General features: G+C 72.8%; 14 protein-coding genes and 1 pseudogene. 10 read left to right on the top strand and 5 right to left on the bottom strand.

All coding sequences use genetic code 11. The annotated features are described in order from the left end of the window. Positions 1-25: 25 nt before the first annotated feature. A complete protein-coding gene (locus tag IE207_RS15000; protein WP_190184639.1) occupies positions 26-448 on the top strand; it encodes a GlcG/HbpS family heme-binding protein in 423 nt (140 codons plus the stop codon). Positions 449-514: 66 nt separating this feature from the next. Then, complete coding sequence (locus IE207_RS14995) at positions 515-2,149, top strand: beta-N-acetylhexosaminidase (protein ID WP_190184749.1); 1,635 nt, start codon at positions 515-517, stop codon at positions 2,147-2,149. 8 nt (positions 2,150-2,157) lie between these two features. On the opposite strand, the gene IE207_RS14990 is transcribed toward IE207_RS14995, so the two are convergent. The 3 genes from IE207_RS14990 to IE207_RS14980 all read right to left on the bottom strand — a co-directional run bounded on the left by IE207_RS14990 (position 2,158) and on the right by IE207_RS14980 (position 4,369). Continuing rightward, entirely contained in the window at positions 2,158-2,472 is a 315-nt protein-coding gene (locus IE207_RS14990; protein ID WP_190184638.1) for a DUF3040 domain-containing protein, read from the bottom strand. A 115-nt stretch (positions 2,473-2,587) separates the two neighbouring features. Next, positions 2,588-3,400, bottom strand: a complete 813-nt coding sequence (locus IE207_RS14985; RefSeq protein ID WP_190184637.1) for an endonuclease I family protein — start codon at positions 3,398-3,400, stop codon at positions 2,588-2,590. Between the two features lie 156 nt (positions 3,401-3,556). Then, positions 3,557-4,369 (bottom strand): glutamate ABC transporter substrate-binding protein, encoded by an 813-nt coding sequence (locus IE207_RS14980; RefSeq protein WP_190184636.1) that lies wholly within the window; start codon positions 4,367-4,369, stop codon positions 3,557-3,559. Between the two features lie 422 nt (positions 4,370-4,791). On the opposite strand from IE207_RS14980, the gene IE207_RS14975 reads away from it, so the two are divergent. Continuing rightward, a complete protein-coding gene (locus tag IE207_RS14975; RefSeq protein WP_190184635.1) occupies positions 4,792-5,334 on the top strand; it encodes a TerD family protein in 543 nt (180 codons plus the stop codon). Between the two features lie 145 nt (positions 5,335-5,479). On the opposite strand, the gene IE207_RS14970 is transcribed toward IE207_RS14975, so the two are convergent. Further along, positions 5,480-6,091 (bottom strand): TetR/AcrR family transcriptional regulator, encoded by a 612-nt coding sequence (locus tag IE207_RS14970; RefSeq protein WP_190184634.1) that lies wholly within the window; start codon positions 6,089-6,091, stop codon positions 5,480-5,482. A 178-nt stretch (positions 6,092-6,269) separates the two neighbouring features. Between IE207_RS14970 and IE207_RS14965 the strand changes: the two genes are divergently transcribed. The 5 genes and pseudogenes from IE207_RS14965 (at position 6,270) to IE207_RS14945 (ending at position 10,873) form a co-directional block, all read left to right on the top strand. Further along, a complete protein-coding gene (locus IE207_RS14965) occupies positions 6,270-7,214 on the top strand; it encodes a phosphatase PAP2 family protein (RefSeq protein ID WP_190184633.1) in 945 nt (314 codons plus the stop codon). After that, on the top strand, positions 7,211-8,149 hold the full coding sequence (locus tag IE207_RS14960; protein ID WP_190184632.1) for a hypothetical protein: 939 nt from the start codon (positions 7,211-7,213) through the stop codon (positions 8,147-8,149). Before IE207_RS14965 ends, IE207_RS14960 begins: the two co-directional genes overlap by 4 nt. Before the next feature lie 140 nt (positions 8,150-8,289). Then, on the top strand, positions 8,290-8,556 hold the full coding sequence (locus tag IE207_RS14955) for a GlsB/YeaQ/YmgE family stress response membrane protein (RefSeq protein WP_190184631.1): 267 nt from the start codon (positions 8,290-8,292) through the stop codon (positions 8,554-8,556). Between the two features lie 64 nt (positions 8,557-8,620). Continuing rightward, positions 8,621-9,114, top strand: a pseudogene (gene rraA, locus IE207_RS34380) (ribonuclease E activity regulator RraA). 103 nt (positions 9,115-9,217) lie between these two features. Next, positions 9,218-10,873: a peptide-N4-asparagine amidase gene (locus tag IE207_RS14945; protein WP_308433601.1), complete on the top strand. Its 1,656-nt coding sequence runs from the start codon at positions 9,218-9,220 to the stop codon at positions 10,871-10,873. 54 nt (positions 10,874-10,927) lie between these two features. On the opposite strand, the gene IE207_RS14940 is transcribed toward IE207_RS14945, so the two are convergent. Then, the gene (locus tag IE207_RS14940) at positions 10,928-11,650 is read right to left on the bottom strand and encodes a transglycosylase SLT domain-containing protein (protein ID WP_190184630.1); all 723 of its coding nucleotides are present in this window, start codon (positions 11,648-11,650) and stop codon (positions 10,928-10,930) included. Between the two features lie 803 nt (positions 11,651-12,453). Here IE207_RS14940 and IE207_RS14935 point away from each other — a divergent pair. Both IE207_RS14935 and IE207_RS14930 read left to right on the top strand, forming a co-directional pair. Then, entirely contained in the window at positions 12,454-12,960 is a 507-nt protein-coding gene (locus IE207_RS14935; RefSeq protein ID WP_190184629.1) for a type 2 periplasmic-binding domain-containing protein, read from the top strand. Positions 12,961-13,033: 73 nt separating this feature from the next. Next, a complete protein-coding gene (locus IE207_RS14930; RefSeq protein ID WP_229873732.1) occupies positions 13,034-13,996 on the top strand; it encodes an S-(hydroxymethyl)mycothiol dehydrogenase in 963 nt (320 codons plus the stop codon). The last annotated feature ends 60 nt before the right edge of the window (positions 13,997-14,056 follow it).

Raw genomic sequence — 14,056 nt, 5'->3', positions numbered from 1 at the left:
CCCCCGATCCGTCAGGAGCCCCTTCATGTCCGCCACCACCGCCGTCGCCCCCCTGACCACAGAGGACGCCGAGGTCCTCCTCGGTGCCGCCCGCGAGGCCGCCGAGGCCGCCGGGATCGCGGTCAGCGTCACCGTCCTCGACGCGGGAGGCCACCCGCTGGCCTTCCGCCGCGACGACCGGGCCGTCCTGATCTCCGGCGAGACCAGCACCCGCAAGGCCTTCACCGCCCTCCAGCTGAACGCGCCGACGGCGGCCCTCACCGACGCCGTCCTGCCCGGCGGCCCCTTCCACACCCTGCCCACCGCTCTGGACCGGCCGCTGCTGTTCATCGCCGGCGGACTGCCCGTCCACCGTGAGGGCCGACTCGTAGGGGCCATCGGCGTCGGCGGCGGCGCCCCTGACCAGGACCACGAATTCGCCGCCACGGCACTCGCCGCGCTGATCTGAGCGCGCCCTTCCCGGTCGCGCCGCACCGCTCCCCGTGCCACGTTGGTACGGGGAAAACGGTGCATGATGCGAGATACCAGGCAGTCCAGGAGGGTCCACGCCATCGCGACGGCAACGGTCGCCGCGCTGGTCACCCTCGCCGTTCCCGGATGTGCGGGCGGCGGACACGGCGAAGCGGGCGCCGCCCCTTCGCCCCTCTCGGCCGCCTCCGACTCCGGGGCGGCCACGGCGGCGCCCGCCTCCTCGCCCCCGGCCCCCACCCCGTCGTACCCGCTGTCCACCGCCCCGCGCGTCATCCCCGCCGTACGGGAGCACGTCCCGGCCCGCGGACCCGGCTGGAAGCCCGCCACCGGCGCCCGCGTGGTCATCGCGCCCGCCGACCGCACGGCCCTCACCGACGAGGCCCGGCTCCTCGCCGGTGAACTCGGCCTCGGCTTCACGGAGTCGGCCGCCCCGGGCCCCGGTGACGTACAACTCGCCCTGGACGCGACCCCGTCCGGGAAACCGGAGTCGTACGCCCTCACCGTGCAGGGTGGCCGGGTCAAGATCAGCGGCCCCGACGAGGCGGGCGTGTTCTACGGAACCCGCACCCTCAAGCAGGAGGTACGAACCGCCGGTTCGGCCCCCGAAGGCACCGTCCGCGACGCCCCCGACCGGCCCCAGCGCGGCCTCAACCTCGACATAGCCCGCAAGAACTTCACCCCCGACTGGATCGAGGCCAGGCTCCGCGAGATGGGAGACCTCAAGCTCAACCAGCTCGGGCTCCACTTCTCCGACGACCAGGCTTTCCGGATCCAGTCCGACACCCACCCCGAGATCGTCTCCGACCCCCACCTGACCAAGGCGGAGGTGCGCCGCATCACGGCGCTGGCCGCGAGCCTGCACATCACCGTGGTCCCGGAGATCGACTCGCCCGGCCACCTCGGAGCGGTGCTGCGCGCCCACCCGTCACTCCAGCTGCACGACGTACAGGGCCGGGCCGTCAAGGGCGCCGTCGACATATCGAACCCGGCGTCGGCGAAGCTGGTGGACGAGCTGCTGCGCGAGTACCTTCCGCTGTTCCCCGGCGGGGCCTGGCACCTGGGCGCCGACGAGTACCAGGCACTGGTCGTCCGCGACCCGCAGGCCTCCTTCCCGCAGCTCGCCGCCGCGGCGCGGCAGCGGTACGGCTCCGCCGCCCGCGTGCAGGACCTGGCGACGGGCTGGCTCAACGACCGGGCCGCGGTCGTGCGTCCCTCGGGCAAGGCGCTCAAGGCGTGGAACGACGGCTTCTTCGCGGGGGGAGTGGTCGCGGCCGCCCCCGACCTCCAGGCCGAGTACTGGACTGGCAAGGAGAACGGCGCCCGGCCGCCGCTGGCCTATTTGCAGGCCGGCCGCAAGGTGGTCAACCTCAACGACGAGTACCTGTACTACGTGCTCGGCCAGCCCAACCAGTTCACGTACCCGACCGGCCGCCGCATCTACGAGCAGTGGACCCCGCTCGTGCTGCGCGGCACCACCGCGGTGCCCGCGCGGTACGGGCCGCAGATACTCGGAGCCCGGCTCGCCGTCTGGTGCGACCTGTCGGGCGCCCAGACCCAGGCGCAGGTGGCCGACGGCATCCGGACGCCGCTGGCGGCCCTGTCGCAGAAGGTCTGGGACCCCCGGGCCCCGCAGCTGCCCTGGACCGCGTTCAAGGCCCTCGCGGACAAGCTGTCGTAGCCGCTTCCTCACCGGGCTTCGTGGCTGACCGTACGGTCCCGTCGCTGCCAGCGCCGCCTGATCCACTGGCTCAGCAGAGGCAGGGCCGTGAACACGGTCACGATCCACGTGGCGGCGAAGGCCCAGATCAGCGGCTGCGACACGGTCACCGAGGCGGCGACCAGCAGGGCGACGGTCAGCGCCCCGAGCAGACATGCCGCCACGGCGTGATGCCGGCGGTGCGCGGACCGCAGGCGGCGGTCCAGGGAACGGTCACCCTTGAGTTGGGCTTCGATCGCCGAGAGGGCTCGCCTCTCGCGGTCGGAGAGTCCGGCTCCGTCCATGACGACGTACCTCCACGGGCTGCCGCCGCCGGGCGCGGAACGCAGCCTCTGACCTGCGAATACCCGCTCCGGAGCAGACCAATCCCGTGGAGGGCGTCATGGTGGGAGCCGTAGGTCACCAGATGGAGTTGACCCACTCCGGGTGATCGATGAACGGGTTCCGGTTGTGCTGGTAGGTGTCGAAGATGACCTGGTTGCGGCGCTGCTCGAAGGCGTCCGGCGGATCCATCTGGTTCCACTGCTTGAGCACGCTGATCCGCCCGATCGCGGGCGCCGTGCCGTTGTTGACCTTGTCGTTCGGTTCCAGGTCGGGGAAGCCGTCCCCACCGTCGTAGCGGACCGCCATGTAGAGCAGCATCCGCGCCACGTCGCCCTTGACCGCGTCGCGCGGCTCGAAGGAGTCGGAGTCGGTGTAGCTGCCGGGGGCCTCGGCGACCGGGCTGCCGCCCATGTCGAAGTCCTTGTTGCCGCGGGTGCTGTTGACGGTGACGTCCTCCGGCCTCAGGTGGTGCAGGTCGGTGCCGGGGCCGGTCGCGGTTCCGAAGTCGCCGTGGCTCTTGGCCCAGACGTGCTCGCGGTTCCAGTCGTTGGGGTTGCCGCCGTTGGTGTTCTTGGCCTGGGAGCGGCCCGAGTAGACCAGGATGACGTTGTTCGGGTTGGCCGGGTCCTGGTCGGTGACTTTCAGGGCGTTCCACACGCCGTCGTAGGTGACCGTGGACTGGTTCTTGATGATCCCGTGCAACGCGCTCTTGAGCGCTGCGCCGGTCTTGCCCTGGGCCGCCGCGTAGTAGTCGGCGGTGGTGGCGGCTGCGACGGCGTGGGGAGCCGTTGTGGTCCGCTGCTGTCCGGCCGAGGCCGTGGCCGGTATGAGGGCCAGGGTGGCGGCGGTGACGCCGGCCGCCAAGGGGGCGAGGCGGGAGAATCTCATGACGTGGGGGTACCTCTCCACACGCACCGTCCCCGCCGGTCGGTTGGCGGGGTGTCAGGTGGCAGAGCGAGGCTCACATTGTCATGTATCGAACACATGAAAACCATGTGTCGGGAGGGGGTCCGGCCCTGGTGGAGGCCGGGGCCGGACCGTGCGTCAGCTGCCCGACGTCACCTGCGGCGCGGGCTCGTACTTGTAGTTGGCCGGGCCGAAGTTCTTCTTGACCGCCGCGTCCCAGGAGCCGTCCGACACCATCTTCGTCAGCGCGGTGTTGATCTTGCGCTGGAGGTCGGTGTCGCCCTTCTTGAGGCCGATGCCGTAGTTCTCGTTGCTCAGGTTCAGCCCGAGCAGCCTGAACTTGCCCTCGTTGCCCTTCTGGGCCGCGTAACCGGCCAGGATGGAGTTGTCGGTCGTCATCGCGTCGGCCTGGTTGTCCTGCAGGGCGACCAGGCAGTCCGAGTAGCTGCCGAGCTCCAGGACGCTCGCCTTGGGGGCCAGGGTCTTGCGGACGTTCTCGGCCGAGGTGGAACCGGTCACCGAGCACAGCCGCTTGGTGTTGAGGTCCTCGGCCTTGGTGATCGACGTGTCGGTGGAGCGCACGAGCAGGTCCTGGTGCGCGATGAAGTACGGGCCGGCGAAGTCGACCTTCTCCTTGCGCTTGTCGCTGATCGAGTAGCTGGCGGCGACGAACTTGACCTCGTTGTACTGGATCAGCAGTTCCCGGTCGGAGCTGTAGACCTGCTTGAACTCGATCTCGTTCGGCTTGTAGCCGAGCTCCTTGGCGATGTAGGTGGCCACGTCGACGTCGAACCCGGTGTACGTGCCGTTGGCCTCGCGCATCCCGATCCCGGGCTGGTCGAACTTGATGCCGATCGCGAGCGGCTCCTTGGCGCTGTCACCGGCACACCCCGTGGCGGTGGCGGCGAGGGCGATCACTGCGACGACCGCACCGGCCTTGGGAACCTTCATGCTGCACTCTTTCCTGGGATCGCGGATCACGCGGAAGCGGGGGACGCACCGGGTGCCGGGTACGGCACGGGTACGGGGTCGGTACGCAGTGCGGTGCACGTGCGGAACCACACGGTCCGGGAAGGCGCGTGTATGAGGAAGCTAGGAAGCTGACGGCCGCAGCGTCACTACATCTGAGGGAAATTTGAGGATAACGATCCGGCTCGGCCGCAGATCCTGCGGCCCTGCAACTCCCCGGCGGGCGAAGCGGGATGGGCATTACGGTCATTGGGCAACGCTTCGCATGTGTTCGGCATGAATACCCCGTATCGGGCATGGGGGGAGCCGGCCGCGGTTTCGGCCGTAACGCCGTTCGCTCTGCCTTGATCACCGGCACGTGACAGCATGGCCGGGCCATATCCGTTGAGCGGAGGGGGAGTTCGATGAGCGGAGTACGCAAGGGCCTGGCCAAGGTGGAGATCGCCCTGCGCTGGGACCCCAGCCCGGCCGGGACGCCCGCGCACGACCTGGACATACTGGCCGCCGTGTACGACTCGGCGGCCCTCTACGGGGATCCCGTCTACCTCGTGCACTTCGGCAGCCGCGCACCCGACGGCACGATCACCCTCAACCGGGACAGCGACACCGGTCAGGGGCTCGGCTTCGACGAGGTGATGACCCTCGAACTGAACCGGCTGGCCCCCGGGCTCGGCCGGGTGGTCGTGGGCGTGGTCATCCAGGACCCCGGGCCCGAAGGCGCCCGTACGAAGACCTTTGCCACCGTGGCCGGTACCGGACTGCGCATCCGCGAGGGCTACACCGACCTGGCCCGGTCCGACTTCGCGGACGTCGGGGGGTTCAGCGCCGTGACCGTCGCGGAATTCCTGCGGGACTCCTCGGGCGGCTGGTCGCTGGACGCGCGCCCGCGCGGCTTCGACGCGGATCCCGAGCAGTACGCGCGGCTGATGGCGGCGCCCCGGCCGTGAGGCGGGTGCCGCTCCGCACAGATCGGGCGGCGGCCACTCGCCGGGCGAGTGACCGCCGCCCGGTCCGGGTGGCGCGCTGCCGCCGTCCCCACGAGGCAGCGCGGGCAGGTCTCCGTCCGGTCATCGGGGACGGTGGCCCACCGGTCTAGGGGGTGGTGCCCGCAGTGATGCCGAGCGAGGGGAGCAGGGCCGCGTCCACGAAGCGCACCAGGTAGTCGGCGTCGGCGTAGCGGCCCTCCAGCACCGGCCTGATCCGCATGACGCCCATCAGCTGCGCGGGCAGGAACTCCACCGCGGGGTGGTCCGCGGTGATCTCGCCGCGTGCCACCGCCCGCGCCACCATCGCGTCGAACGCGGCCAGCTCCGGTTCGACCAGCGCCTCGCGCAGCGCCGCCTGGAGCTCCTCGTCGCTCAGCACCGCGTGCCCGAGGGCCTGGGTGAGCCGGGTGTCACGCCCCGAGGTGCCCGCCGCGATCCGGGCCGCCTCGCGCAGGTCCCCCGCGAGGGTGCCGGTGTCGACGGCGGCCAGGGTGCCCTGCCGGTTCGCCCGCAGGGCGGCGGCCACCAGCTGCGGCTTGGTCTTCCACTGCCGGTAGAGCGTGGACTTGCCGCAACAGGCCCGGGCGGCGACGCCCTCCATGGTCAGGGCCTCGTAGCCGTTCTCGCGCAGCTGCTCCAGGACGGCTTCGTAGAACTCCTGCACCCGCTCCGGACTGATCTTGGAGCGGCGCGCGGAGGCCGGCGCTGTCTGCGTCATGGGTGCGGCCCTCCTCGGCGGCGTGGTCCGTAGGTCGAGTGTACGGCTACGCAAGCGTATCGGTACACCGGCGTATCGATACGCCAATGTATCGATACACTGGCGTGTCGATGTGTGACGGCCCGACCGGACGACCTCCGCCCGGCCGCCCGCCGAGTAGAGGAAGCGAGACCGTGGGATGACCACCGAGACCACCCCCGCGGAGCCCCCCACCGGTCCATCCGGACGCGGGCGGGAGCGGCGCCGGCTCCTGCGCGAGCTGCTGCTCGTCGCGGGACTCTTCACCGTCTACAAGGCGGGCCGGATGCTCTCGACCGGGCGCACCGAGGAGGCCTTCCGCAACGCCGCGCGCATCTGGGACGCCGAACGCACGCTGCACCTGCCCGGCGAGGGCGCGGTGCAGCGGCTGCTGCTGCACGGGGACACCCTCATACAGACGGCGAACACCTACTACGCGGGCGTGCACTTCCCCGCGACCGCCCTCTTCCTCGTCTGGCTCTACGTCCGCCGCCCCGGCCACTACCTGTGGACCCGCCGGGTGCTCGCCGTCCTCACCGGAGCCGCCCTCGCCCTCCACCTGGCGTTCCCGCTGGCACCGCCGCGGATGCTCCGCGCGGCCGGGCTGGTGGACACCGGACAGGTCTACGGACCCACCGTCTACCGAGCCGCCCCCGCCACCGACACCCTGGCCAACCAGTTCGCCGCGATGCCCTCCCTGCACTTCGGGTGGGCGTTGATGCTGGCTCTCGGCATGATCGCGGCCACCCGCTCCCGATGGCGGTCCCTGTGGCTGCTGCACCCGCTGGTGACGCTGCTCGTGGTGGTCGGGACGGCCAACCACTACTGGCTCGACGCGCTCGTCGCCGCCGTCCTGCTCGGTGCCGCGCTGCTGCTGGTCCCGCGGCCGGTCGCGGGCGGCTCCCGCGTCGTCGCCGCGTCCTCGCCCGGGGTGACTCCGGTCACGGTGCTCCAGGGCGCGGCGGCCTCGCAGTCCGCGCCGCCCGGGGCGGGGTCCGGCGAGGCCGCTTTTCCCGACGCCGTGACCACCTCCGGGGCCGGCCTGCCCGGACCGCGCCGGGACCGGGCCGAGTCCGCCGTCGCGGGCGCCGGGAGCCGGCGATGAACGCCACCGCCCTCGCAGTCGCGCTCTGCCTCGCCTCCGCCGTGGCCTACGCGGCGGCCGCCGTCGCCCAGGAACGCCTCGCCCGCCGCGCCGTCGCCCGCAGTGCCGCCGCACTGCTCGGCAACAGCGCCTGGTGGTGGTCGGCCGGACTGAACGCCGCCGCGGCGCTGCTGCACGCGGCCGCCCTGCGGTACGGGCCGCTCACCCTGGTCCAGCCCCTGGGCGCCCTCACCCTCGTCGCGGCCGTCCCCCTCGGCGCGCGCGGGGCCGGCCGCCGGGTGGCGGCCACCGAGTGGCGGGGCACCCTGGCCACCGTCGCCGGGCTCGGGCTGCTGCTCCTGCCGGCGTCCGGACCCGCCCCCGACGACACCCTCACCCTGGCCGAGGCCCTCGCCGTGGCCGGCGCGACGGCCGCCGTGATCACCGTCCTGACCCGGGGCGACGTCCGCTCCGGGCTGCGGCACGCCACGGCGTCCGGGCTGGCCTCCGCCGCCGCCTCCGCACTGACGCAGACCGTGGCGGTGGCGGGCGGCCGGGGAGGGGCCCTGCTGAGCGCGCGGGTGGTCACGGTGGCGCTGCTCGTCGTCGTCTTCGCCGTCGGTGGCATGCTGCTGTCGCAGCGGGCCTACCGGGGCGGGCTCGGTGCCCCGCTCGCCGTGGTGAACCTCTCCAACCCCCTCGCGGCCGCCGCCATCGGCATGGTCCTGCTCGGTGAACGGCTCCAGGGCGGCGCGCTCGGCATCCTGCTCGCCACCGCGGGGGCCCTCGCCGCCGCGCGCGGGGTGCTGCTGCTGACCCGGACGAGCTCCGGCGACCGGGTCGCGGACCCGGCTCCCGCTGCCGCGTCCGCTCCCACCGTCGCACCGGCCGACCGGGTCGCGGACCCGGCTCCCGCTGCCGCCGCCATCGCACCGGCCGGCCGGGTCGCGGCCTGACCCGCACGGCCGGCCGGGCGCTCACCGGCCGGCCATGTCGACACCGCCGGCCTCCCCCGGAGAACCGATGCCGCCCGGCCCGCGTCCTCCTCCCTGAACGCGCGCGTGAGCGTGCACGAAACGAAGCGGAGTGAGCGGGCATGGGCATCATCGGCTGGATCATCCTGGGGCTGCTGGCCGGCGGCATAGCCAAGCTGCTGCTGCCCGGCCGGGACCCGGGCGGGTTCATCGGGACCACCCTCATCGGCATCGCCGGAGCCTTCATCGGCGGATGGCTCTCCGCGAAGTTCCTCGACCGGCCGATCACGAACCAGTTCTTCGACGCCGCCACCTGGGGCTCCGCCATCGCCGGCTCGCTCGTCCTGCTGATCGGCTACCGCCTCCTGTTCGGCAACTCCCGCCGCTGACCGCGCCCCGCCCCGGCCTACGCCGGCCCCTGCGCGGCGTGGAGAGCGAAGGAGCCGGAGCGAGATGACGGTCAAGCCGATACCCACCGCCGACCTGTACGACCAGTACGGGGAGGCCCTCGGACTCTGCACCACCCCCTTCCGCCGGACCGGCGGCCGCGCGGTGTTCGCGGGGCAGGTGCGCACCCTGTCCTGCCACGAGGACAACGCCCTGTTGAAGGAACTCGTCAACACGCCGGGTGAAGGGGCCGTGCTGGTGGTCGACGGCGGCTGCTCCCCGCGTACCGCGCTCGTGGGCGACCTCATCGCCGACGCCGCGCAGCGCAACGGCTGGGCCGACTGATCATCAACGGCTCGGTCCGGGACGGTGACGCCCTCGGCCGCCTCGATCCGGGCATCAAGGCGCTGGGTACGATCCCGCGCAAGAGCGGCAAGACCGGCGCGGGGACCGTTGACGAACCCGTCACCATCGGCGAGGTCACATTCCGCCGCGGGGACACCGTCTACGCCGACGACGACGGGGTGGCGGTCCTCCCGGCCGGTTCGCCCGCCGCCTGACACCGGCGGGCACCCAGGGGCCGTCGACCGGGGACGACATCCGGCCAGTGCCGCACCGCACGCCCTGGCGTCCCCGGGCCCGGCCGGGTTTCACTGCGGGCCCATGAGACGACACAGGATCATGGGCCTGCTGGGCGCGCTCGTGCTCGCCGCGGGCACCCTGGCCGCCGCGGGACCCGCGAGCGCGTCCACGGCCGGCACCGCCACCACCGCGACGGCCCCCGGCGACGGCCGGCCGGGGGCGGACCCGCCCGCCGAGTTCGGCACCGACTGGCACGACCCGCTCACCGCCGCCCCACCCGTGGCCCGGCCCGCTACCCGCTCCTGCCAAGTGACCCTGGCCGAAGCCCAGTTCCGTGACTTCACCCCGTACCGGGGCAGCTACGCGCCTCCCGCCGACTGCGGCCGGGGAGGCTGGGCCAAGGTGGTGCTCCGCCTCGACGGCAAGGTCAAGGGCCGCCAGTACGACCGCCTCGGCCACCTCGCCGTCGGTGGCGTCGAGATCCTGCGCACCTCCACGCCCGAACCCTCGCCCGAGGGCATCACCTGGTCGGTGGAGAAGGACGTCACCCACTACCGGGACACCCTCAGCCGCCCGCAGCCCGTGGAGATGCTGATCGGCAACGTGGTCGACGACACCTACACCGGCGTCATCGACGTCAAGGTCACCCTCACCTTCTACGCCGCCGAAGGCCGTACCCCGCCCGCCGCGACCCCCGATCGCGTCATCCCGCTCACCACACCGTCCGTGACCACCCCGCGCAACACCGAACGCGTCCTGGCCGAGGTGTACGCCACCGGCTCGGGCGGCGGCTGCGAGGAGTTCTGGTACCTGACCACGCCCGACGCCGCCCCGTATTCCTGCAAGGCGGCGGACGGCCCCTACCGCGAGGTCCGCGTGCTCGTCGACGACCGACTCGCCGGCCTGGCGGCGCCGTTCCCCACCGTCTGGACCGGCGGCTGGTCCAACCCGTTCCTCTGGTACGTCACCCCCGGCCCCCGCGCCTTCGACGTCCAGCCCCTGCGCTACGACCTCACGCCGTACGCCGCGCTCCTCAACGACGGCCGCCCGCACCGCATCGAGGTGTCCGTGTCCGGGGTACCGGCCGGGCAGAGCGGCTGGAGCACCCCGGCGAACCTGCTGCTGTGGCAGGACCGGGGCCGTGAGGTGGTCACCGGCGCCCTCACCCGGCACGAAGAGAGCGATCCGGCCAACTCCGTCCACTGGACGCCCGGGACCGAGCACCGGCTCGACACCGACGCCGGCCACTCCCTGACCGTCGCCGGACACCTCGACACCTCCCACGGCCGGGTCACGACCACGGTCACCCGGGCGGTGCACAACACGTCCGTGCACCGCTGGACCGAGGGCGAGAACCTCGACGCGCTGTCCGCGCGGTGGACCGACGAGGAGACCGTGTCCCACGCCGGGTCCGCCACGACGACCCGGCGCAGCTACACGATGGACGGCGAGACCACCCTGGGCACGGGGGACCGGCTGCGCACCGTCCTGTCCCTCGGCGACCGGGCGGACACCTCCACCCTGCGCGGCGGCCGCCAGGCCGGGTGGTCGCGGATGGAGGACACGTACGCGGGAGACGCGAGTTACACCGCCGGCGTCCCGCGCGACCAGCGGCACGCCGTGGGCACCACGACCGTGCGCTACAGGCTGTCCGGGTCCGGGCCCGGGGCCGTCTGCTACGACCGTACGGTCGCCACCGCGCAGGGTGCCCTCGTCCAGGACCGTCGCCGCTGCTGACGCAAAACCGCCCGGGTACCCGTACATCGGGCACCCGGGCGGTGAAAGGCCTCTTTAGTAAGGGCCGTTGACGTTGTCGATCGACCCGTAGCGGGCGGCCGCGTAATTGCAGGCTGCGGTGATGTTCGCGACGGGGTCGTAGGAGTCCAGCGAAGTTCCCGGCACGTGATAGGTGCGGAAGGTCGGGTCGATGACCTGGAGCAGCCCCTTGGAGGGGATACCGGCCGCGGCGTTGGAGTCCCAGTTGTTGATCGCAAGGGGATTGCCCGAGGACTCGCGCATCACATTGCGCAGAATTCCGTTGTAGCTGCCGGGAATGCCGTGCTGCGCCATGACGTCGAGCGACTGGCGTATCCAGCCGTCGAGATTGTTGGCGTAGGAGGTGGCGGGCCGGGCCACGGCCTGGACCGCCGTCGCCGTGCCGGTCTTCGCGGTGGCCGTCTTCGCCGTCGCCGTCTTCGCCGTCGCCGTCTTCGCCGTCCCGAGCGTCAGCTTGATGCCGGGCTGGATGATCGAGGGGTTGGCGCCGATGACGCTCTTGTTCGCCTGGTAGAGCTGCTGCCAGCCGCCGCTCACCGAGTGGGCGGCCGCGATCTGCGAAAGGGTGTCACCGGCGACCACGGCGTACGTAGTGGGAGCGGCGGTGGTCTCCGTCGCGCCGGCCGTGGTCGCGCCGACCAGCGGGAGGGCGAGGGCCGCTCCGCCCGTGCCGGCCACGGCCAGCTTGCGGGCTATCCGGTGCTGCTTCGGCCGGCGGTGCTTACCCTTTGGGCGCATGGCGCAATTCCTCACGTGGGGGTACGGGAGAGCCCTGGCGGCGACCGGTTTCACGGGGCGGCCGCTGGGAACGAGGTGACCGTAGGCGAATCCGGGCGACCGGAACAAGGCGTGAATTCCGTCGGGTGATCGACTTGCCGCACGGGACCCGGTAAATGACCTTGGGAATGCGTTCCACGAAATGCCAACTTTCTTTCCGGGGAAAGGGAATCGGACCTTTCTCGGAATTGATGTTGACGCGCCCCGAGTGACTCACATCACGAGTGGACGGGTCCTTCGCCAAACCGGGGCAACTCCCCCCGCGATGTTCCTGATTCGGGCGACCCGGCTGTTATGCGCGAATCGCCCATCCAGGACTTATTCCGGCATGTCGAGCGCCGTGAGGGCCGCGGGGGCGTCGGTCGGCGCGCCCTTGGACGCCGACGGCAGTGGGAGGCGTACGTCCGGGGAGGGAATCCGGCCCCGGGCGTGCAACACCGCCTTGATCACCGCCGGGTTGGGATCGGCGAGCAGTGCCGTCGAGAGCCGGGCCGGAGCGCGCCCCGGGGCCGGGTGCGCGGGACGTCCCCCGACGCCCGGGCCGAGGTGAGCTCGGCGTACCGGTCCGTCGCCGGGTGCGCCGGGACGGGGATCCCGCCTGCCGCACCGCGGGCGCGAGCAGCGGCGAGGGGTACCCGTCGCGGAAGCCCGCCGCGGCCCGGCGGGCCCCTGCGCACCGGGTCCTTCCACACCGTCCCGCGGGCCGTCGTCCCGGCCGCCCCGTCCCGGCCGCCCTCTCCCGCCGCCACCCCGGGCCGGAGCCGATGGTCCGCGAAGCCGGGCCGGTGGCGATCGCGCACGCGCTGCGCGCCGGCCGGCCGGACGGGGCCCTGGTCCACGAGTACGACTTCGTCCCCGCCGCGCGCGAACCGGGCCCGGACATCGAGCCGCTCTTCGAGGAGGCCGTGTACCTCGCCGCCCCGGCCTCCGCCGGGCTCGGCGCTCCCGGCGGGCACCCGGACCAGCCAGGAGCAGGTACTGCGCCGCCACGCCGGAGCAACCCGGTTCACCGCCGTACCCGGAACGCCACGCCACGCCATGACCGTACGGGCCTGACGGGCGCCGGGCGACGGGCGCCGGGCGCCCGGTCCGCGCCCCGGATCCGGCACCGGGGCGGCGAGTTCGCCACCGTCCTCGCCTCGTCGCCGCCGGGCAGGGGTGTCCGTCGCCCCGCAGCGGAGCAGCCGGTCACCCCGGTGCCGCCGCGCTCCGGGGGCCGCGCTGCCGGAGGCACTGCCGCCGGTCTGGCCGGATCCCGCGCCACCGGGTGACACAACTCCCGCGCCGGGCGCCGTCCGTGTACGTTCGATGATCCGGACAGAGCCGACCAGAGCGGGGTACGAAGTGACGCATCGCGTACGAGGGGTCATCGCGCGGAGCAAGGGCGCGCCGGTGGAGACGACCACGATCCTCGTGCCGGACCCGGGCCCCGGCGAGGCGCTGGTCAAGGTGCAGGCCTGCGGGGTCTGCCACACCGACCTGCACTACCGCGAGGGCGGGATCAACGACGAGTTCCCCTTCCTCCTCGGCCACGAGGCCGCCGGGATCGTGGAGTCGGTCGGTCCGGACGTGACCTCCGTCGCACCCGGTGACTTCGTCATCCTCAACTGGCGGGCCGTGTGCGGTGACTGCCGTGCCTGCCGGCGCGGGCGTCCGTGGTACTGCTTCGCCACGCACAACGCGGCACAGCCCATGACCCTGGAGGACGGCACCCCGCTCTCCCCGGCCCTCGGCATCGGCGCCTTCGCCGAGAAGACCCTGGTGGCGGCCGGGCAGTGCACCAAGGTCGACCCGGCCGCCTCACCGGCCGCCGCGGGGCTGCTGGGCTGCGGGGTGATGGCGGGCCTGGGCGCCGCCCTGAACACCGGCAACGTGGGCCGGGGGGACTCGGTCGCCGTCATCGGCTGCGGGGGAGTGGGCAGCGCGGCGGTGGCGGGCGCCCGGCTGGCCGGCGCCTCGCGGATCATCGCCGTCGACCTGGACGACCGGAAGCTGGAGTGGGCGCGGGGCCTGGGCGCCACCCACACCGTCAACGGCCGCACCGAGGACGTCGTCAAGGCCGTGCAGGAGCTGACCGGCGGCAACGGCGCGGACGTGGTCATCGAGGCCGTGGGCCGCCCCGAGACGTACCGGCAGGCCTTCTACGCGCGCGACCTCGCCGGAACCGTGGTGCTCGTCGGCGTCCCGACACCGCCTCGTCATCACCCTCAACCACCGCGACACCTGGGGCGGGGCGGACGGCGGAGGCGCCTGGAACACCCCCGACCACAAGGCCGTCGGCCGGGCCACGCTGGACGCGGCGGGTGACGCCGGGAACCGCTGGATCTTCCCCGAACTCCTCACGGAGCAGGGCCTGGAGCCCTGGGA

The sequence above is a fragment of the Streptomyces cirratus genome (assembly GCF_014650775.1).
In the GTDB taxonomy this organism is placed as follows: Bacteria; Actinomycetota; Actinomycetes; order Streptomycetales; family Streptomycetaceae; genus Streptomyces; species Streptomyces cirratus.
This window is presented reverse-complemented; position numbering and strand designations above follow the sequence as displayed.